The following is a 19,602-nucleotide window of genomic DNA, read 5'->3' as shown; positions in this document are numbered from 1 at the left end:
CTGTCTCGGCTATCAGTGCGTTTCGGTGACTTTGTTCAGGTGGCGCGGCGTGTCGGGGTTGCGGCCGCGCGCGACGGCGAGATCCGCCGCCATCACGTAGAACGAAAGAATGGCGGCGATCGGGTCGAGCGCCGAATGGGCGGACTGCGCGAGCGGCAAGGTCGCGCCGGGCGTGCCGGCGGGCGCCGCGAGCAGCACCGCGGCGCCGCGTGCGCGCATGTCTTGCGCGAGCTGCAGCAGGCCGGCCTGCTCGGGCCCCGGCGGGGCGAACACGAGCAGCGGATAGTCGCGGTCGATCAGCTCCATCGGGCCGTGACGGACTTCGGCGCTCGAGAACGCCTCGGCCTGGATACCGGAGGTTTCCTTCAGCTTCAGCGCGGCTTCCTGCGCGATCGCGAGGCCCAGGCCGCGGCCGATCACGATCATCCGCTCGACCCCCGCCAGCGCGGCGACGGCCTGCGACCAGTCGAGCCGGCCGGCCTGCGCGAGCACGTCGGGCAGGCCGCGCAATGCGGTCATCAGCGCGGCATCGCGCTGCCAGTACGCGACGATCTGCGCGGACAGCGACAGCATCGCGATATAGCTCTTCGTCGCGGCGACCGACAATTCGGGGCCGGCGAGCAGCGGCAACTGGTGCTCGCACGCGTCGGCGAGCGGCGACGGCAGCACGTTCACGGCCGCGACGGTGCGCGCGCCGGCTTCGCGCAGCGCGGCCATCGTGTTGACGAGATCGGGGCTCTTGCCCGACTGGGAGAAGGCGATCGCGAGCTGGTCCTGCACCTTCAGCGGCGCCTGCTGCAGCGTGGCGACCGACATCGGCAGCGACGCGACCGGCACGCCGAGGCGGCTCATCGTCAGGCTCGCGAAATAGCTCGCGGCGTGATCCGAGCTGCCGCGCGCGACCGTCAGCGCGACGGCCGGCGGGTGATCCAGCAATTGGCCGGCGAGCGCTTCGACGCGCGTGGTGTCGGCAATCTGCGCGGCGACGACCTGGGCGGACTCGCGCGCTTCCTTAAGCATATTCGACAATCGATTCTCCTTCGACGTAGGTCGCGGTGAGGTTCAGGTCGCGATCGAACACCGCGAGGTCGGCCCATGCGCCGCGCTCGAGGCGGCCGCGATCGGCGATGCCGAGGTAGTCGGCCGCATAACGCGACATCCGGTTCGACACATCGGCGATCGGCAGGCCGAGCGACACGAGGTTGCGCAGCGCCTGGTCCATCGTCAGCGTGCTGCCGGCGAGCGTGCCGTCGGCGAGACGCACGCCGCCGAGGCACTTCGTCACGTGCTGGCTGCCGAGCCGGTATTCACCGTCGGGCATGCCCGTTGCGGACGTGCTGTCGGTCACGACGTACAGGCGCGGGATCGCGCGCAGCGCCGCACGAATCGCGCCCGGGTGCACGTGCAGCAGATCGGGAATGATTTCCGCGTATTCGGCATGAGCAAGCGCCGCGCCCACCAGGCCGGGGTTGCGGTGATGCAGCGGCGACATCGCGTTGAACAGGTGCGTGAAGCCGCACGCGCCGTGCTTGAGCGCGGCCACCGCGTCGTCGTAGGTCGCGAGCGAATGGCCGAGCTGCACGCGCACGCCGCGCGCGGCCATCTCGCCGATGATCTCGATGTGGCCGGCGATTTCCGGCGCGAGCGTGACGACGCGGATCGGCGCGATCGACAGGTACTTCAGCACTTCGTCGAGCACGGCCGAGACGGCCGCGTCGGGCTGCGCGCCGAGCTTGCCGGGGTTGATGTACGGGCCTTCGAGGTGCACGCCGAGCACGCGCGCGCCGCCCGGCGTGCGGGTACGCGCGACGCTGCCGAGATTGCCGACGACTTTCATCAGTTCGTCGCGCGGCGCGGTCATCGTCGTCGCGAGCAGGCTCGTCGTGCCGAATTGCGCGTGCGTGCGGGCGATCGTCTCGATCGCGTCGCCGCCTTCCATCACGTCGGCGCCGCCGCCGCCGTGCACGTGCAGGTCGATGAAGCCGGGCAGGATGTAAGGCGCGTCGTTCTTCGCGGGATCGACGGGCGTGCCGTCGAGTGTCGTGATGCGGCCGTTCTCGCTATCGAGCGAACCGTGAATCCAGCCGTCGGGGGTAAGGATGTTTCCAGTCAGCATGACGTTCTCTTGATGATCTGGTGACGCGGGTATCCGCGTCGTGATTTGCAATTCCGTGTCGTTGCTTCACGGCTGTCGCGCGCGGGCGAGTCTCGCGCGTCAGCGTTTCAGTTCGGCGACGAAGTCGTAGTAATCGTCGCGGCAATACGTTTCGCTCACTTCGATCGCGCGCTGGTCGGCACCGTAGCCGATCCGCGTGATCACCAGCAGCGCCGAGCCCGGCTTCACCGCCATCCATTTCGCGATCGCGTGGGTCGCGTTCGCCGCGCGAAAGTGCTGCAGCGCGCGCACGACGGTCATCCCGCGCGCGTCGAGGTACTCGTACAGCGACGCACCGAGCGCCTGCGGATCGGGCACCACCGCGGCCGGCAGCGTCGAGTGCTCGACCGCCATCACGATGCCGTCCGCGCGGCGCAGCCGTTCGAGCCGCGCCACCGTCGCGCCGGGGGCGAGGCCGAGATGCGTGATCTCGTCGCGGCTCGCGGCGCGCAGCGTGCGCGACAGCCACACCGAATCGGGCACGAAGCCGCGCTGCTTCATCTTCGCGGTGAAGCCGACGAGGCGCGACAGCGGATCGGCGACGCGCGGCGTGATGAAGCTGCCCGCCCCGCGCGCCCGCTTGATCAGCCCCTGCTCGACCAGCAGCGCGAGTGCGCGACGGGCCGTGATCCGCGATACGCCGACCGACACCGACAGCAGCCGCTCCGACGGCAGCGCCTCGCCGGCCCGCCACGCGCCGGCGTGGATCGCGCTCGCCAGGTTGCGGGCGAGCTGCAGATAGAGCGGCGTATCGCTGAGGGGATCGGGCGCCAGTTCGGACCAGCCGGTTTCCATGTGCCTCCGGGTGTCGGACGACGACCTCGGGCCGTCGAAAGTGAGGGCATTATATAACCACCATAATACCAGTCAACGAACTGGTATTAGCGACGCGGAAATCGCCGAAAGCCTTGCCCGGCAAGCGTTTTAGTAGCGAGAAATCCTTTGTTTACAACGCGATGCGGGATAGGGATTTACCCGGATTGGTATGCAAGGGGACAGTTCAAGCGCCGGGTTTGCCGGGTTTGGAGGGATGGAAACGATACCGAAATAGAACCAGTTCGGCCGACTGGTATGCATCGGCGTCGGGGTGCCGGTACGACGGGGACACGTGGACCGGCCGGCACCGGAAAGGCCGCGGGCACACACCATGCGATCGCGGACGGGGCGAACGTTTACCGCAGCCGACTTTCGCGCGGTCGTCCGCCGGCTCGAGATCCGCATCCGGCACGACCGTGATACCCGAAGGCCCTGCCCTACTCGACCGTCCTTTTCCACGAGCGGAACAGATCCAGCAGCGCACGGCATGGCGTCGACGTCGCCCCGCCCCGTCGCCACACCGCGCCGACGTCCATCGTCGGCACGGTCACGCTGAGATTGCGGCGGCTGATCCGGTTGCCTTCCAGGGACCAGGGCCGGTACACGAGGTCCGAGAGGATGGTCACCCCGTGCCCGAGTGCGACGAGGCTTCTCACGGCCTCGATCGATTTGCTCTGCATCCAGACGTTCGGCGTGATCCCGTAGCTTCCCCAGTACTTGCCGACGGTTCGCAGGTGCTCGTCCATGTCCAGCAGCAGATAGTTCTCGCGCGCGACGTCTTCGAGGGTGACGCGACGGGCGTCCTGCAGCGGATGATCCGGATGGGTCCACAACCGGCGCGGCGAACGAAGAATCGTCTCGTATTTCAGGTCGTCGACTTCCGCGGTGTTCGACACCAGCAGCAGCGCAATATCGAGGCGATCGTCGGCCAGCATCTCCTCGATAGCTTCGCGTTCGTTTTCGACGATGCTCACGCCCAGGTTGCCGAACCGCCGCGAAATGGCGGACATCAGCGACGGCATCAGATACGCCGAGATGGTTTCGGTCATCCCGATACGGACATGCCCCGAGATCTGCTCGGGGTCCTCCTGCGCGGCTGAAACGGCGCGGTCGATGGACATCGTCGCGTGCTGCACATGACGCAGGAATCGCTCGCCGGCCGGTGTCAGGCGGACGCCTTTCGCATGACGCAGCAGCAGCGTGACGCCGACCGAATCCTCGAGTTTCCTCAATGCGATCGTCATCGACGATTGAGACACCGAACAGAGATTCGCCGACTTCGAAATTTGCCCCGTATCGGCAACGGAGACGAAGTATTCGATCTGGCGCAGGGTGATGTGCGTGTTCACGGGAAAGGATCCGGGAAGTGCGGGCAGCGCAGGATCGGCGTTGCCCCGAAGGGGCGGACGGTACATCGGATCGACGGCCGAGGTATTGATTCAATATATATCGGACCATCGAAAGGATGAATTTGTCATGGCTGCCTCCGCTTCCTAGCATAGTCGCAAACATGACGTGGACGATGCGAACCGATGGAGACGCAGGAAAAGAAAGGCTATTGCACGTTGTGCCGGTCGCGCTGCGGCACGATCAACGTCGTGCGCGGCGACACGATGATCAAGGTCCGCCCCGACGACACGCATCCGACCGGCCACGCGATGTGCATGAAGGGAAAGGCCGCGCCCGAACTCGTACATCACCCGGATCGGGTGTTGCATCCCATGCGGCGCACGCGCCCGAAGGATGCCGCCGACCCCGGCTGGCAACGCATCGGCTGGGATGAAGCGCTCTCCGAGATCGCGGAACGTCTTGCTCATTTCAAACGGGAAAACGGTGCCGAGTCGGTCGCGTTTGGCGTCACCACGCCAAGCGGAACGCCGATGAGCGACAGCATCGACTGGGTCGAGCGATTCGTCTGGTCATTCGGGAGCCCGAACATCTGCTATGCGACCGAGATCTGCAACTGGCACAAGGACAGCGCGCATGCCTTTACGTTCGGCTGCGGCATTCCAGCCGCGGATTACCGGAATGCCGAGCTCATCGTGCTGTGGGGAAACAATCCCGCCAACACCTGGCTGGCGCAGGCCGACGCCATCGCGAAGGGCCGCCGCAACGGGGCCAGGCTGATCGTCGTCGATCCGCGGCCGACCGCACTCGCACGCGAGGCCGATCTGTGGCTGCGCGTGAATCCCGGGACGGACGGCGCGCTCGCGATGGCGATCGCACGGCAGATGATCGCGACCGGCAACGTCGACGATGCGTTCGTCCGGGAATGGACGAACGGCCCATTGCTCGTGCGTGCCGACACCGGACGGTTTCTGCGCGAGCGCGACATCGACGGCAATGCGCCGGGCAACCGGTACGTGCTCTGGAACGCGACGCTCGACCGGCTGGAACCGGCCGGAGAGGAAACCGCGACCCGACCTTCCGATCTGTCGATGGCCGGCGTCCGCCATGTGGCGGTCCGGGATTCGGCCGGGCACAACATGCACGTGGCATGCACACCGGCCTTCGACCTCTATTCGGCAGCGCTCGACGCCTATACGCCGGAACATGCGGCTACGATCACCGGGGTCGACGCAGCCGACATCGTCGAAGCCGCCCGAATGCTGCGGCCGCATCAGGCAATCGCCTATCACGCGTGGTCGGGCGTCGGCATGCACACCAACGCCACCCAGACCGAGCGCGCGATTGCGACGCTGTACGCGTTGACGGGTGCGTTCGACACGCGCGGCTCGAATCGGGAATGGACGAAGCAGCCGGCCAACCCGGTCAGCCGCTACGCGATGCTGAACCCGCAGCAACGCGCAAAAGCGCTCGGCCTCGCGGATCGACCGCTCGGCCCGCCGTCGCAAGGCTGGGTCACGGCGCGCGACGTCTATCGCGCCATCCTCGACGGCGAGCCCTACCGCGTCCGTGCGCTGGTCGCATTCGGTACGAACATGGTGCTGTCCCAGGCGGATGGCGGCGTCGCGCACGACGCGCTCCGCGCGCTCGACTTTCATGTTCACTGCGATCTCTTCGAAACACCGTCGTCACGCTATGCGGACATCCTGCTGCCCGTGAACACACCGTGGGAACGGGAAGGCCTGCGTCTCGGCTTCGAGATCGACGAGCGCGCGGTCGAACTCGTGCAGCTCAGGCAGCGCATGGTGCCGCCGAGAGGAGAGAGCCGCGCGGACTACGACATCGTCTTCGACCTCGCCGTACGACTCGGCATGCGGGACACATTCTTCGGCGGCAGCATCGAGGCGGGATGGAATCACGTGCTCGAACCGCTCGGGCTGGACGTTGCGTCGCTGCGCGCCCATCCGGAAGGCATCGTCAGGCCGTTGCCTCAAAACGAGCGGCAGTACGCGGCGGCGACACCCGACGGCGTGCGCGGTTTCAACACGGAGACGCGGCGTGTCGAACTGTACTCCGAGAAACTGCATCGTCACGGCTACCCGCCCGTTCCACGGTACGTACCGCCGCAGCACGGCGAAGATGCGCGGGCGGACAATCGCCGTCGCTTCCCCTGTACGTTGACCTCGATGAAGAACGGGTACTACTGCCACAGCCAGCATCGCGGCCTGCCAAGCCTGCGTCGCCGCGCGCCGTACCCGGTGGCGGAACTCAATGACGAACGGGCGGCGGAACACGGCATCGTCGACGGCGACTGGTGCCTGATCGAAACGACGAACGGCTCGGCACGCTTCAAGGCACGCGTCGTCCCGGAACTCGCCCGCGACGTGATCGTGGCCGAATACGGCTGGTGGCAAGCCTGCGACGAGGTCGGCCAGGATGCGCTCCCGGTGGACGGGCGCGACAACAGCAATTTCAACCGCCTCGTCTCGGCGACGAAACTCGATCCGGTCAGCGGATCGTCGCCGCTGCGTTCCGTGCGTTGCCGCATCAGGCTCGACCCGTCGGTCGATCCGACGCGCCGGTCGTGGAAAGGCCTGCGGGATTTTGTCGTATCCGCCATGCACGAAGAAGCGAGCGGCGTGCGAACCGTCACGTTTCGCGCCGCGGACGGCGGCGCACTGCCGGACTATCTGCCCGGCCAGCACGTGAGCTTGCATGTCCCGTCGCTCGGCGATGGCGGGACGACGCGCGCCTATTCGCTGACGGGCGCCGCCCGCGAAGACGATCGCCGCACGTATTCCATCTCGGTACGCCACCAGAAAGGCCGGACCCGCGACGGCACGGCGTTCGAAGGCGCGATGTCGTCGTACATCCACGGCACGCTCAAGGTCGGCGACCCCGTGTTGCTCGGTGCGCCCGGCGGGACGTTCGTCGTGCCGCCGGCGTCGCGGCAGCCGGTCGTGATGTTCGCCGGCGGCATCGGCATCACGCCCTTCATCTCGTACCTGGAATCGATCCGGGACCAGGCGGACCGTGCGCCGGAGTCGAGACTCTTCTATGCGAACCTGAACAGCACGACCCACGCGTTCCGCGAACGCATCGAGACATTGAAGCGGCGGCTGCCGACGCTCGAGGTCGTCAACTGCTACAACCAGCCGCACGACGAAACGCCGGGACACGACTATCAGATGCTCGGCTACCTGTCGGCCGACGTGGTCGACGACGACCTGATCCGGCGGCGCGCGCGTTTTTTTCTGTGCGGCCCCGAACCGATGATGCAGGCGATTGCGTCGGGACTGATCGAGCGCGGCGTACCGCCGTTCGACATCTTCAAGGAGGCGTTCAGATCGCCGTCCAGGCCGACGCCCGACCCGTCGAAGCAATACGCGGTGCAGTTCGCGCGATCGCGTCGCACGGCCACCTGGACAGCTCGCGACGGCAGCCTGCTGTCGTTCGCGGAACGTCTCGGCATCGCATTGCCGAGCGGTTGCCGGGTCGGGCAATGCGAGAGCTGCGCGGTCAAGGTCATGTCTGGCGAAGTCACGCATTTGAGCGGGCATGGACCGGACGAACCGGACATGTGCCTCGCCTGCCAGGCCATTCCGGCCACCGACGTCAGCATCGACGCATAACCCCCGTTCGAGGAAAGGTTCACCATGAAATTTTTCGACGCCGTCGCGACACGCGACGCACTGGATTTCGAATCGCTGGTCGCACGCCTGCGACAGGCATTCATCGACGGCTGCCACGTACCCCTTCGCCACGCGCACACACTCCATGCCGACGGCGAAGACGAAGGCACGGTGCTCATCATGCCCGCGTGGGAAGACAACGGCTACCTGGGCATCAAGACGGTCAACATCTTCCCGGGCAATGCGAGACACGGCCTGCCCGGACTGCACTCGACCTACGTGCTCTATGACGGGCGGACAGGCCATCCGCTTGCGCAGCTGGACGGAAACGAAATCACGTCGCGCCGCACCGCGGCTGCGTCTGCGCTGGCCGCGACCTATCTGGCCCGCCCGGATGCGTCGCGCCTCGTGCTGATGGGGGGCCGGCCGGGTCGGCAGCCTGGTTCCGCCCGCCTATCGCAGCCAGTTGCCGATCTCGGTCGTCGAGGTCTGGGACAGGGATCGCGACGCGGTTGCACGACTGGTCGACGGGCTGACCCGGCTCGGTTTCGATGCCTCACCCGTCACGAACCTCGAGGCAAGCATCCGTCGCGCGGACGTCGTCACGTGCGCGACGCTTGCGACGGAACCGATTGTCCGCGGCGCGTGGCTCGCACCGGGGTCGCACCTGGACCTGATCGGCAGCTTTACGCCGCGCATGCGCGAAGCCGACGACGATTGCTTCCGGCAGGCGGAGATTTATGTCGATACGGACGAGGCACCGCAGAAATCGGGCGACCTTCTGGGGCCGCTCGCACGCAACGTCATTGCGCCCGACCGCCTGAACCGGACACTGACGGCGCTGTGCCGGGGCGAAGCACAGGGGCGGACGAACGACAGCCAGCGCACCGTGTTCAAGGCGGTCGGCACTGCACTCGAGGATCTGGCCGCGGCCGTTCAAATAGTTGAAAAGACAAACTGAAGCCGTGACGGGCAAGGAGATCGAAATGAAAGAGCTGATGGACGTGCAGGACTGCGATGCACCGGCGGTCGACCGTGAACGCATGCTGGAGCGGATGGCCGCGGGCATGGCACGCTGGTCGGAAAAGTGGTTCCCGGACGCCTATATCTTCGCCGCGCTCGCCGTGGTGATCGTGGCGGTGGGCGCACTGGCAGCCGGTGCGCCGGTCACGCGGATCGGCGTTGCGTTCGGCGATGGCTTCTGGAGTCTTATCCCGTTCACGATGCAGATGGCGATCGTCGCCATCTCGGGCTATGTCGTCGCGGTGTCGCCGCCCGCGTCGAGGCTGATCGATGCGCTCGCGCGCCTGCCGTCGTCCGGGCGCGCATCGGTAACGTTCGTTGCGCTCGTCAGTATCGTCGCATCGCTGTTCAACTGGGCGATCAGCCTGATCTTCAGCGGCCTTCTGGTCCGTGCGCTGGCCCGCCGCACCGATCTGCGCATGGATTACCGGGCAGCGGGCGCGGCGGCCTATCTCGGGATGGGTGCGACGTGGGCGCTGGGCTTGAGTTCATCCGCCTCGCAATTGCAGGCAAATCCGGACAGCCTGCCCAAGGCGCTGCTGGCCATCTCCGGCGTCATTCCCTTCACCGAGACGATCTTTCTCCCGCAGTCGATGCTGATGGCCGCCGTGTTGACCGGCGCGTCGCTGCTGATCGCGTATCTGTCCGCGCCCAACGACACACGGGCAAAAACCGCGGCGGAGCTGGGCATTCATCTCGACGAAAGCCATGCGACGCTCGCACGTCCGACCCGCCCGGGGGACTGGCTCGAGTACAGTCCGCTCGTCACCATTGCCATCGTGGCGATCGGCGCGATCTGGGCCTGGCACGAGTTCACGACGAAGAATCCGCTGATCGCGATCTCGAATCTGAACACGTACAACTTTCTGTTCCTGCTGCTGGGCATGCTGCTGAACTGGCGGCCGAGACGATTCCTCAATGCCGTCGCGCGTTCGGTGCCGTCTGTTGCGGGCGTGCTGATCCAGTTTCCGCTGTACGGCGGGATCGCCTACATCCTGACAAAGGCGGTGGCGCCCGCCGGACTGCCGCTATCCGATCACCTCGCCCATTTCTTCGTTGCGATGTCGTCGCATGCGTCGTTTCCCGCAGTGATGGGCGTGTATTCGGCCGTGCTCGGGTTCTTCGTGCCGTCCGGCGGCGGAAAGTGGATCATCGAGGCGCCGTATGTCATCGAGGCGGCGAAACTGCTGCAGGTTCATCTGGGCTGGGCCGTGACGGTCTACAACGCTGCCGAGGCATTGCCGAACCTGATCAATCCGTTCTGGATGCTGCCGCTACTCGGGGTGCTCGGGTTGCGTGCCCGCGACATTGTCGGTTTCACGTTCACGCAACTCGCGGTTCACCTGCCGCTCGTGATCTTCATGCTCTGGGCACTCGCGGGCACACTCGCCTACCATCCGCCCGTCATGCCGTAACGCGCGACGCGCTCACGGCATCACGACGATCGATCGGCTTCACGCCGGTCGTGCCGCGCGCGGTGCACCTGGCATCAGTGGAACTCGCGGCTCGACGTGCGCAGGCCGCCGAGCAGCGGCGTCAGATCCTCGAAATGCTGCGCGACGAGGTGCCTCACGTCGCTCGCGACCTGCCACACGCCGGATACGGCGAGCAGCCGCGAATCGAGGGTTTCGCGGCGCTGCCGCGCGAGCAGCTCGGGCCGGACGATCAGGTTCACGCAGCCGGTTTCGTCCTCGAGCGTCATGAACATCACGCCTTTCGCGGTGCCCGGCATCTGCCGCGCGGTCACGAGCCCGCACGCGCGCGCGAGCCGGCCGTCGGGGCGGTCGTGCAATTCGGCCGCGGACGACAGCCGCCGCGCACGCAGCTCAGGCCGCAGCAGCGCGACGGGGTGACGGTTCAGCGTGAGGCCGGTGGTGCGATAGTCGGCGAGGATGTCGTCGGCCTCCGACGGCGCGCCGAGTGCCGGCTTCTCCGCTTCGTCGATCGGGGCGGTCGCGAGCAGGTCGCGCTCGGGTGCTGCGGCAACCGCTTGCCACAGCGCATCGCGGCGGTGGCCGGCGAGGGTCGCGAGTGCGTTCGCGGCGGCGAGCGCCTCGAGATCGCGGCGCTCGAGCTGCGCGCGACGCGCGAGGGTGTCGACGTTGTCGAAGGGGCCCGCCGCGCGTGCGGCTTCGATCCTGCGGACAGCGGCTTCTCCCAGACCGCTCACGAGCGACAGCCCGAGCCGGACGGCCGGCTGTCCGTGCGGAGGCGGCTGGCCGGGCAGCGCTTCGAGCGATGCCTCCCAGCCGCTTTGCGTGACGTCGATCGGCAGGACCTGCACGCCGTGACGCTTCGCGTCCTGCACGAGTTGCGACGGCGGATAGAAACCCATCGGCTGGCTGTTCAGCAATGCGGCGAGGAAGATCGCCGGTTCGTGGCATTTGAGCCAGCTGCTGGCGTAGGCGAGCTTCGCGAAGCTCGCCGCGTGGCTCTCGGGGAAACCGTAATCGCCGAAGCCCTTGATCTGCTCGAAGATCTGTTCGGCGAACTCGGGCGGGTAATCGCGCTCGCGCATCCCGTCGACGATCTTGCCGTGATATTGCTCCAGATTGCCCTTGCGCTTCCACGCGGCCATCGCGCGACGCAACTGGTCGGCCTCACCGGCCGTGAAGCCGGCCGCGATCATCGCGATCTGCATCACCTGTTCCTGGAAGATCGGCACGCCGTACGTCCGTTCGAGCGCGGGCTTCAGGTCCTCCTTTGGATAACTGACCTTTTCGATGCCCTGGCGTCGTTTCAGATAAGGGTGCACTGCCCCGCCCTGGATCGGCCCCGGCCGCACGATCGCCACCTCGATCACCAGGTCGTAATAAGTGCGCGGCCGCAGGCGCGGCAGCATCGACATCTGCGCGCGCGATTCGATCTGGAACACGCCGACCGTGTCGGCGCGGCAGATCATGTCGTAAGTTGCGTCGTCATCCTTCGGAATGTGCTTCAACGTGAACGGCTTGCCGTCTGCCTTCGGCGGGCCTCGCCATGCGGTGCGCATGTCGAACGCGCGATGCAGCGCCGACAGCATGCCGAGCGCGAGCACGTCGACCTTCATCAGCCCGAGCGCTTCGAGATCGTCCTTGTCCCACTGGATCACGCGCCGCCCGTCCATCGCCGCGTTCTCGACCGGCACGAGCCGCGTGAGCTTGCCGCGGCTGATCACGAAGCCGCCCGAGTGCTGCGACAGATGGCGCGGGAAGTTCAGCAGCCGCGCGGCGAGCCGGGCCCACGCCTGGATGAGCGGCGTCTCGGGATCGAGCCCGGTCGTCGAGAATTGCTGCAGCAGGTCGCGACTGCCGTCGAACCAGCGATGCGCTTTCGCGACGCGATCGACCAGCACCGGATCGACACCGAGCGCCTTGCCGGTCTCGCGCAGCACGCCGCGCGGGCGATAGGTCGATACGGCGGCCGCCAGTGCGGCGCGATCATGCCCGTACTTCTCGTAGATATGCTGGATCACTTCTTCCCGACGCTGATGCTCGAAGTCGACGTCGATATCGGGCGGCTCGCCGCGCTCCGCGCTGATGAAGCGCTCGAACAGCATCGTGCTCTGATCGGGATCGACCTCGGTAATGCCGAGGCAATAGCAGACCACCGAGTTCGCCGCCGAGCCGCGTCCCTGGCACAGGATGTTCTGGCTGCGCGCGAATTTGACGATGTCGTAGACGGTCAGGAAGAACGGCTCGTATTTCAGTTTCGCGATCAGGGCGAGTTCATACCGGATCTGCCTGGCTACTTTCTCCGGCACACCATTCCAGTAACGCCGGGCCACACCCGCCCAGGTCTCCTGCTTCAGGTAGCTCGTCGGCGTATGCCCGCGCGGGACGAGTTCGAGCGGGTATTCATACTTCAGGTCATCGAGGGAGAAATTGCAGCCGTCGAGCATCGCGCACGTTTCCGCGATCTCCTCCGGCGAAAACAGCTTCCCGATCCGCCCGCGCGCACGCAGATGCTGCTCCGCATTCGGCGCGAGCGCATAACCGCATTCCGCGACAGGCATCCCGACACGAATCGCCGTCATCACGTCCTGCAGTTCCTTGCACGAGCGCCGGTGCATCGTCACGTCGCCGAGTGCGACGATGCGCACGCCGCGCCGCTCGCCCGCCGCACGAATCTCCTCGCGCTGCGCACCGTCCAGCGCGCGCTGCAACTGCACGAGCCCGAGCCGCGCACGCTCGCCGAACGTCGCGCGAAACCACGCGACCTGTGCATCGAGCACGTCCGCCCGCACCGGGTACGCGGGCACGAGAATCGCGAAGCAGTCGGGCATGCCGCGCAGGTGTGCGAATGCCTCGGGCGGCCTCGACAGCATGTGCGACGTCAGCGTGTAAGTCCCCTTCGGCGCTTCCATCCGCCGCCACGAAATCAGCTCGGACAGGTTGCCGTAGCCTTCCCGATTCTGCGCGAGCAGCACGAGCCCGAACGCGCCGGGCCCCGGATCGTGGCCCGGTGCGACTTCATCCGGTGTGACTTCGAAGTACGAACCGATGACGAGCGGCAACCCTTTCGCCTTCGCCGCGACGTGCATGCGCGGTGCGCCGGCGAGCGAGCATTCGTCGGTGATCGCGATCCCGCGATAGCCGAGTTCCGCCGCACGCTCGACCAGTTCTTCCGCATGCGACGCGCCATGCAGGAACGAAAAGTTCGAACGGCAGAACAACTCCGCGTAATCGGGCAGCCAGCTGAATTCCGCAACCATGACCGTTCACCCGAACAGGCCGTGCAGGAACCAGCGCGGCTCGGCCTCGCTCGCTGCCCGCTCCTTGAACACCCAGTAGCACGCACCGGTTTCGTCCTGCGCGACGTGGTAATCGCGTGCGGCGAGCTGGCCATCGAACCACCCGGCCTCGATCCGTTCCACCGACGACATCATCCTGAGCGGCGTATGAAACACCGGCCGCTCCCCCCGCATCAACAGCGGCAGCGGCTCGTCCAGCAACCACGCGGGCCTCGGCGGCACGGCCGGCGGCCCGCCGGCCGGCTTGCCGGCCTGCGCATCGAGCGGCAGCCAGCGGTTCGCGGCCTCGGGCCGGTGATCGGCGACGGGTGCCGCGCGCAGCACGTTCTCCGCGCCGAGCCGTGCGACCAGCAGCTCGAACAACCGCGCGCGCGTCTCTTTCGTGCCGCCCGGCTCGGGGAAAAGATCGTCGGCCGGCGGCGCGACCGATTCGACGCGCGTGGCCTTCAGACGCACCGCAATCACCGCGGCCGGCAACTCGACGCGCGCGAGCCGCTCGCCGAGCAGCCGCATGAAGTGCGTCTCGTCGCGCACGGGTGCGGCGAACGCGAGTTCGAGCGGCGTCGGCGGCACGGCCTGGCGGCCGCGCTCGTGTTCGAGATCGAACGTCATCGCGGCCAGCGACAGCTGCCGCGCGGCCAGCCAGCCGCACAGCTGCACGACGAGCCGCCGCGCGGCGAACAGCACGGCTTCCGCGTATTCGACACGCTCCGGCAATTCGAGCCGCACGTCGAACACGGGCGGCACCGCCATCCACGCGAGCGGCTCGACCGCATCGCCGTACGCGCGATCGAGCGCGGCCAGCAACGCGGGACCGCAGCGGCGCTGCAGCCCCGCGCGCGGCAGGTTGCGCAGGTCGGCGAGCGTGCGGCAGCCGAGGCCGTCGAACCAGCCCGCATACGGACGCGCATCGGGCAGCAGCACGCACGGCAGCCTGTCGAGCGAACGCACGAGCGACACCTGGCCGGCGACGCGGCGCCGGATGCGTGCACGGGCCGACACGCGCGCGAGCAGCCACGCGCCCCGCCCGGTCGGTGCGGCGGACAGGCGCGCCGCATAGCCGAGCGCCGCGAGCGTCGCGCGCACCTGTCGGCACAGCGACGGCAGGCCGCCGAACAGGCGCAGGCTCGGGCCGACGTCGACGATCAGCGTGGCTTCGTCGTCGAGCGCGACGCACGGCGAAAAGCGCAGCAACGCGAGCGCGACCGCGCGCAGCGCATCGGCCTCGCGCGCGGGGTCGCGTTCGACGAGCCGCGTGTGCGGCGCGAGCGTGAGCACGCCGCCGCGCTTCATGCCCGCGCGCACGCCCTGCCGGCGCGCGGGCGCATCGGCGATCAGCACGACACCCTGCTCGAGCACCGCGCAGCCTGCTTCGTCCACTTCGTCTACGCGTTGCGCCGCGCCGTCAGACGGCGGCGGGGCGCACACGTCGAGCGGCAGGCGCGGCAGATGGATGCCGAGCAAGACGCGCATAGCGGCTCTCCACGATGGGCGACGGCAGGTCGAGCACGAGCGGCTCGCCGCGTGCGGGGCCGCGACGCTTGACGATGTCGAGCGACACGCCGCCCGGCACCGGATACAGCGCGACACGCAGCACGGCCGGCGACGGTTGCCGCGCGGCCGACAGCGGACGCAGCATCACGAACAGCGTGTCGCCCGTGCGCGCGGCCGCGAGATGCAGGCGCCGCAGCGCATCGGGCCGCGCATCCTGCCAGAGCAGCAGCGCGCCGCAGCACCCCGTCTTGAGCGCCTGCTCGGCGGCCCACAGCGCATCGGTGCGGCTGCCGGCGCGCAGCCACAGCAGCGCGTCGGACGGTACGCCGAGGCTGGCGAGCGCGGTTGCATGCGGCGATTGAGGCGGCGCGACGAGCGCAAGCGGACGGCGCGCGCTGACGGTGCGTGCGAGCGCGGGCGCGAGCAGCCGCATCTCGCCGCAGCCCGGCTGCGCGGCCAGCAGTTCGACGAGCCCGCCGACCGGCCAGCCGCCGCCCGGCAGCTCGGCCGACAGCGGGGCGAAGCCGGTATCGATCGTGCGCGGGCCGCCGCGCGCGAGCTGGGAACCGCGCCACAGGGACGGATGAAGGGATTCGGGAGAAATGGAGGATGCGAGCATGACGCCACCCACAACTGTATGGATATACAGTATATGGCAATGCGCTCGCGTCGCACAGCACCGGCGCGAAACCGGTTTTCGTCAGAGGAAAAACGACGGGAAAGCCGGCGCGGTCGTCATGTTACGCCGCACCGGAGCGGGTGTGGCCGGATCGTGCCGCCCGAACGCGCGCCACCGTCATCCGGGCCGAATTGCCGACCCGCCGCGCCACCCCAATTCGTCGGGCCGATTTTGTCAACCCGACTCGCCGGGCCGGCACGCCAACCCTCACGCGAACCGGCACGATGCAACACCCCGCGCCGCGCCGGCCCGCCAGCCGCCTGTCAGCCAAGCAGCAGCGCGTCGTCGTCGAGCTGCTCGTGACGCACCTTCTCGAACATCTGCAGCAGGTCCGGCACGTCGAGCCCCTTGCGCGCGTCGCCCGACACGTCGAGCACGACCTGCCCCTGGTGCAGCATCACCGTGCGGTCGCCGTAGTCGAGCGCCTGCCGCATGCTGTGCGTGACCATCATCGTCGTCAGCTTGCTCTCGGCGACGATGCGCGCGGTCAGCTCCAGCACGAACGCGGCCGTCTTCGGGTCGAGCGCGGCCGTGTGCTCGTCGAGCAGCAGGATTCGCGACGGCCGCAGCGACGCCATCAACAGGCTCACCGCCTGCCGCTGGCCGCCCGACAGCAGACCGATCCGGTCGGTCAACCGGTTTTCCAGCCCGAGGTTCAGCAGCCGCAGCTTGTCGCGGAACAGCTCGCGCGACGGCCGGTCGAGCGCCGCGCGAAAACCGCGCCGCGCGCCGCGCGCCATCGCGAGCGCCATGTTCTCCTCGATCGTCAGCGCCTCGCAGGTGCCGGCCATCGGATCCTGGAACACGCGCGCGACGAGGTGCGCGCGGTCCCACGCGGCCTTGCGCGTGACGTCCGTGCCGTCGATCGAGATGCGTCCCGCATCGACGGCCTGGTCGCCGCTGATCGCATTGAGGAAGGTCGATTTGCCGGCGCCGTTCGAGCCGATCACCGCGACGAACTGGCCGTCGGGAATCTCGAGCGACAGCCCGCGCAGCGCGCGCGTCTCGATCGGCGTGCCGGGATTGAACGTCAGTTTCAGGTCTTGTGCGGACAGCATGTCAGGCCCCTCCGTTCTTGCGCGCGAACAGCTTCTTGCGCGTTGCCGGCAGCACCAGCGCGATCGTGACGAGCGCGGCCGTCACGAGGTTCAGGTCCTGCGCCTTCAGCCCGATGAATTCGCTGTTCAGCGCAAGCGCGATGAAGAAGCGGTAGACGATCGCGCCGAGCACGACGGCGAGCGTCGTCAGCACGAGCCGGCGCGCCGGCAGCAGCGTCTCGCCGATGATCACCGCGGCCAGCCCGATCACGATCGTGCCGATCCCCATCGAGATGTCCGCGCCGCCCTGCGTCTGCGCGAACAACGCACCGGCGAGCGCGACGAGCGCGTTCGACAGCGCCATCCCGGCGAGCGTCGCGCGGCCGGTCGCGATGCCCTGCGCGCGCGCCATCCGCGGGTTCGCGCCGGTCGCGCGCATCGCGAGGCCGAGTTGCGACGAGAAGAACCAGTCGAGGCCGAGCTTCGCGACCACGACGACGATCGCGAGCAGCGCGGGGCGCAGCACGTAATCGGGCATCCAGTCGGGCTGCAGCACGGTGAAGACGGTCGGCTCGGTGATGAGCGGCACGTTCGGCCGGCCCATGATCCGCAGGTTCACCGAATAGAGCGCGATCATCATCAGGATGCTGGCGAGCAGGTCCATGATCTTCAGGCGCACGTTGAGCCAGCCGGTGATGAAGCCGGCCGCCGCGCCCGCGACGATCGCGATGCAGGTCGAGCTGAACGGGTCGTAGCCGGCGGAGATCAGCGTCGCGGCGACGGCGCCGCCGAGCGGAAAGCTGCCGTCGACGGTGAGGTCGGGGAAGTTGAGGATGCGAAACGAGATCAGCACCCCGAGGGCGACGAGGCTGAAGATCAGGCCGATCTCCAGGGCGCCCAGAAACGAGAACAGAGACATGATGGGGAAATCCTGTTGCTTCCCGGCCGGACGTGTACGGCCGGGCGAAGCGAACGGGCGGCCCCGGGTGGGAGCCGCCCGTCCGGCGGTGTCGTTCAGGCCCGGATCGGGCCTGCAGGCGCGGCGGTCGGGCCGCGGCTTACTTGATGACCGTCTTCGCGTCCTTGAGCAGATCCGGCGCGAGCGTCACGCCCTGCTTCGCGGCCGCACCCGTGTTCGCGAACAGCTCGAGGTTGCTGCTCGTTTCCGACGCGATCGCGCCCGGCTTCTCGCCCTTCAGGATGCGCGCGACGACCTTGCCCGTCTGGCGGCCGAGGTCGCCGTAGTTGATGCCGAGCGCCGCGATGCCGCCGCGCTTCACGCTGTCGGTGTCGCCGGCGACGAGCGGGATCTTCGCTTCGTTCGCGACCTTCACGAGCGCTTCGTACGCGGACACGACGTTGTTGTCGGTGTTCGTGTAGATCACGTCGACCTTGCCGATCAGGCTCTTCGCGGCCGGGCCGATGTCGACGGTGCGCGGCGCGGCCGCTTCCTTCAGCGTCATCCCCTGCTTCGCGAGGATTTCCTTCAGCTCCTTCACGACGACGACCGAATTCGCCTCGCCCGGGTTGTAGACCATGCCGACCGTCTTCGCGTTGGGCACGACGCGCTTGATCAGCGCGACCTGGCGATCGAGCGGCAGCTTGTCGGACACGCCCGTCACGTTGGTGCCCGACGGGCCCCAGCCCTTCACGAGCTGCGCGGCGACCGGATCGGTCACGCCCGAATAGACGACCGGCACGCTCTTCGTCGACGCGACCACCGCCTGCGCGGCCGGCGTCGCGATCGCGACGATCACGTCGGGCTGGTCACCGACGAACTTGCGCGCGATCTGCGCGGCCGTGCCCGTGTTGCCCTGCGCGCTCTGGTATTCCCACTTGAGCTTGTCGTCGCCGTAGCCTTCCGCCTTCAGTTCGGCGCGCACGCCGTCGCGGATCGCATCGAGCGCCGGGTGGTCGACGATCGACAGCACCTTGACGGTCTGTGCGTGCGCGGCACCGGCCAGCGCGAGCGCGGCCACGCCGGCCGTGATCGAACGGATCGCGAAAGTCTTGAAACGCTTCATGGGTGTGTCTCCCCCGTATTGTGTCGGTTCTGGATGATGGATTCCCGCCGCCGTCATGCGGGCGCCGCCACGCGTGCGACGCGGTGGCGGCCGGCCCGTGCGCGCCCCGGGAAGGCGCGCAGCGGCGAACGCACGAGGATACCATTTCCGCAGACCACCGCCTGACTCCGAGCTTTCTTGAAGAGGCCGGGCCGCGGCGCCCGCCGGGGCGCCGCCACCGCGCGCGAAGCCCGGCCGGCGGCGGTTTCGGCCGGCCCCGGCGCAACGCGTCAGCCGTGCTCGCGGCTTTACGTTATGCTGTCGGCCGACCCAGTCCACGCCATCGGAGGCGACATGAAACGGGGGATCCGAGCCATCGCATTCGCGACTGTCGCGCTGGCGTTGCCGGGGGCGGCGTTCGCGCTGACCGACGGCAGCGCGCAATACGACGACTGCATGCTCAATGCGCTGCGCGAGAGCCGCAACGGTGCGGCGGCCCAGTTGATCCAGCGCTCGTGCGACGCGCTGTACCGCAACAACGCGATGCTGCTGCCGCGCGAGCGGCGCTTTCACGAGTGCGTCGTGCAGTCGCTGCCGGGCGTGCGCGACAACTATGCGATCCAGCAGATCATGTCTATCTGCTCGCGGCGCGGCGAGATGTGAGACGGCGCCGAACGCGGCATC

13 protein-coding genes and 1 pseudogene are annotated in these 19,602 nt (G+C 67.9%); 4 read left to right on the top strand and 10 right to left on the bottom strand.

Going from position 1 to position 19,602, the window contains the following annotated elements:
• Positions 1 to 12: 12 nt before the first annotated feature.
• From E9536_RS26265 to E9536_RS26250, 4 genes are all read right to left on the bottom strand, one after another.
• Positions 13 to 1,020 carry an SIS domain-containing protein gene (locus E9536_RS26265; RefSeq protein WP_027789081.1) on the bottom strand — a complete coding sequence of 336 codons (1,008 nt, stop codon included), beginning with the start codon at positions 1,018 to 1,020 and terminating at the stop codon, positions 13 to 15.
• Positions 1,013 to 2,116 (bottom strand): N-acetylglucosamine-6-phosphate deacetylase, encoded by a 1,104-nt coding sequence (nagA, locus tag E9536_RS26260; RefSeq protein WP_059695054.1) that lies wholly within the window; start codon positions 2,114 to 2,116, stop codon positions 1,013 to 1,015. The genes E9536_RS26265 and nagA overlap by 8 nt, the downstream gene beginning before the upstream one ends.
• A gap of 99 nt (positions 2,117 to 2,215) precedes the next feature.
• Positions 2,216 to 2,950: a GntR family transcriptional regulator gene (locus E9536_RS26255; RefSeq protein WP_027789079.1), complete on the bottom strand. Its 735-nt coding sequence runs from the start codon at positions 2,948 to 2,950 to the stop codon at positions 2,216 to 2,218.
• A gap of 458 nt (positions 2,951 to 3,408) precedes the next feature.
• On the bottom strand, positions 3,409 to 4,320 hold the full coding sequence (locus E9536_RS26250; protein WP_136471186.1) for a LysR family transcriptional regulator: 912 nt from the start codon (positions 4,318 to 4,320) through the stop codon (positions 3,409 to 3,411).
• A 183-nt stretch (positions 4,321 to 4,503) separates the two neighbouring features.
• Between E9536_RS26250 and E9536_RS26245 the strand changes: the two genes are divergently transcribed.
• The 3 genes and pseudogenes from E9536_RS26245 (at position 4,504) to E9536_RS26235 (ending at position 10,388) form a co-directional block, all read left to right on the top strand.
• The gene (locus tag E9536_RS26245) at positions 4,504 to 7,950 is read left to right on the top strand and encodes a molybdopterin-dependent oxidoreductase (protein ID WP_136471184.1); all 3,447 of its coding nucleotides are present in this window, start codon (positions 4,504 to 4,506) and stop codon (positions 7,948 to 7,950) included.
• A 24-nt stretch (positions 7,951 to 7,974) separates the two neighbouring features.
• Positions 7,975 to 8,911: pseudogene (locus tag E9536_RS26240) on the top strand (ornithine cyclodeaminase family protein).
• A 25-nt stretch (positions 8,912 to 8,936) separates the two neighbouring features.
• Complete coding sequence (locus E9536_RS26235) at positions 8,937 to 10,388, top strand: TIGR00366 family protein (protein ID WP_136471182.1); 1,452 nt, start codon at positions 8,937 to 8,939, stop codon at positions 10,386 to 10,388.
• A 74-nt stretch (positions 10,389 to 10,462) separates the two neighbouring features.
• Here the strand turns inward: E9536_RS26235 and E9536_RS26230 are convergent, their stop codons facing one another.
• The 6 genes from E9536_RS26230 to E9536_RS26205 form a co-directional block, all read right to left on the bottom strand.
• On the bottom strand, positions 10,463 to 13,666 hold the full coding sequence (locus tag E9536_RS26230; RefSeq protein WP_136471180.1) for an error-prone DNA polymerase: 3,204 nt from the start codon (positions 13,664 to 13,666) through the stop codon (positions 10,463 to 10,465).
• 6 nt (positions 13,667 to 13,672) lie between these two features.
• Positions 13,673 to 15,178, bottom strand: coding sequence for a DNA polymerase Y family protein (locus tag E9536_RS26225; protein ID WP_136471178.1), 1,506 nt, complete (start codon positions 15,176 to 15,178; stop codon positions 13,673 to 13,675).
• Complete coding sequence (gene imuA / locus E9536_RS26220; RefSeq protein ID WP_059695040.1) at positions 15,111 to 15,818, bottom strand: translesion DNA synthesis-associated protein ImuA; 708 nt, start codon at positions 15,816 to 15,818, stop codon at positions 15,111 to 15,113. The genes E9536_RS26225 and imuA overlap by 68 nt, the downstream gene beginning before the upstream one ends.
• 323 nt (positions 15,819 to 16,141) lie before the next feature.
• On the bottom strand, positions 16,142 to 16,936 hold the full coding sequence (locus E9536_RS26215) for an ABC transporter ATP-binding protein (protein WP_021163153.1): 795 nt from the start codon (positions 16,934 to 16,936) through the stop codon (positions 16,142 to 16,144).
• 1 nt (position 16,937) lies between these two features.
• Positions 16,938 to 17,834 (bottom strand): ABC transporter permease, encoded by an 897-nt coding sequence (locus E9536_RS26210; protein ID WP_027789071.1) that lies wholly within the window; start codon positions 17,832 to 17,834, stop codon positions 16,938 to 16,940.
• Between the two features lie 139 nt (positions 17,835 to 17,973).
• Positions 17,974 to 18,939, bottom strand: coding sequence for an ABC transporter substrate-binding protein (locus E9536_RS26205; RefSeq protein ID WP_027789070.1), 966 nt, complete (start codon positions 18,937 to 18,939; stop codon positions 17,974 to 17,976).
• Positions 18,940 to 19,272: 333 nt separating this feature from the next.
• Between E9536_RS26205 and E9536_RS26200 the strand changes: the two genes are divergently transcribed.
• On the top strand, positions 19,273 to 19,581 hold the full coding sequence (locus tag E9536_RS26200; protein ID WP_136471176.1) for a VF_A0006 family four-cysteine protein: 309 nt from the start codon (positions 19,273 to 19,275) through the stop codon (positions 19,579 to 19,581).
• Positions 19,582 to 19,602: the final 21 nt, after the last annotated feature.

Origin of the sequence: Burkholderia sp. LS-044 (assembly GCF_004803625.1) — a bacterium.
GTDB classification, from domain to species: domain Bacteria; phylum Pseudomonadota; class Gammaproteobacteria; order Burkholderiales; family Burkholderiaceae; genus Burkholderia; species Burkholderia cepacia.
The sequence above is the reverse complement of the archived record's forward strand: the minus strand, read 5'-3'. Positions and strand labels throughout refer to the sequence as shown.

Coding starts and splice junctions, on each gene's coding strand:
- E9536_RS26255 (WP_027789079.1), bottom strand. CDS start 2,950: ATGGAAACCGGCTGGTCCGAACTGGCGCCCGATCCCCTCAGCGATACG.
- E9536_RS26265 (WP_027789081.1), bottom strand. CDS start 1,020: ATGCTTAAGGAAGCGCGCGAGTCCGCCCAGGTCGTCGCCGCGCAGATT.
- E9536_RS26205 (WP_027789070.1), bottom strand. CDS start 18,939: ATGAAGCGTTTCAAGACTTTCGCGATCCGTTCGATCACGGCCGGCGTG.
- E9536_RS26210 (WP_027789071.1), bottom strand. CDS start 17,834: ATGTCTCTGTTCTCGTTTCTGGGCGCCCTGGAGATCGGCCTGATCTTC.
- E9536_RS26230 (WP_136471180.1), bottom strand. CDS start 13,666: ATGGTTGCGGAATTCAGCTGGCTGCCCGATTACGCGGAGTTGTTCTGC.
- E9536_RS26215 (WP_021163153.1), bottom strand. CDS start 16,936: ATGCTGTCCGCACAAGACCTGAAACTGACGTTCAATCCCGGCACGCCG.
- E9536_RS26200 (WP_136471176.1), top strand. CDS start 19,273: ATGAAACGGGGGATCCGAGCCATCGCATTCGCGACTGTCGCGCTGGCG.
- E9536_RS26225 (WP_136471178.1), bottom strand. CDS start 15,178: ATGCGCGTCTTGCTCGGCATCCATCTGCCGCGCCTGCCGCTCGACGTG.
- imuA (WP_059695040.1), bottom strand. CDS start 15,818: ATGCTCGCATCCTCCATTTCTCCCGAATCCCTTCATCCGTCCCTGTGG.
- E9536_RS26235 (WP_136471182.1), top strand. CDS start 8,937: ATGAAAGAGCTGATGGACGTGCAGGACTGCGATGCACCGGCGGTCGAC.
- nagA (WP_059695054.1), bottom strand. CDS start 2,116: ATGCTGACTGGAAACATCCTTACCCCCGACGGCTGGATTCACGGTTCG.
- E9536_RS26245 (WP_136471184.1), top strand. CDS start 4,504: ATGGAGACGCAGGAAAAGAAAGGCTATTGCACGTTGTGCCGGTCGCGC.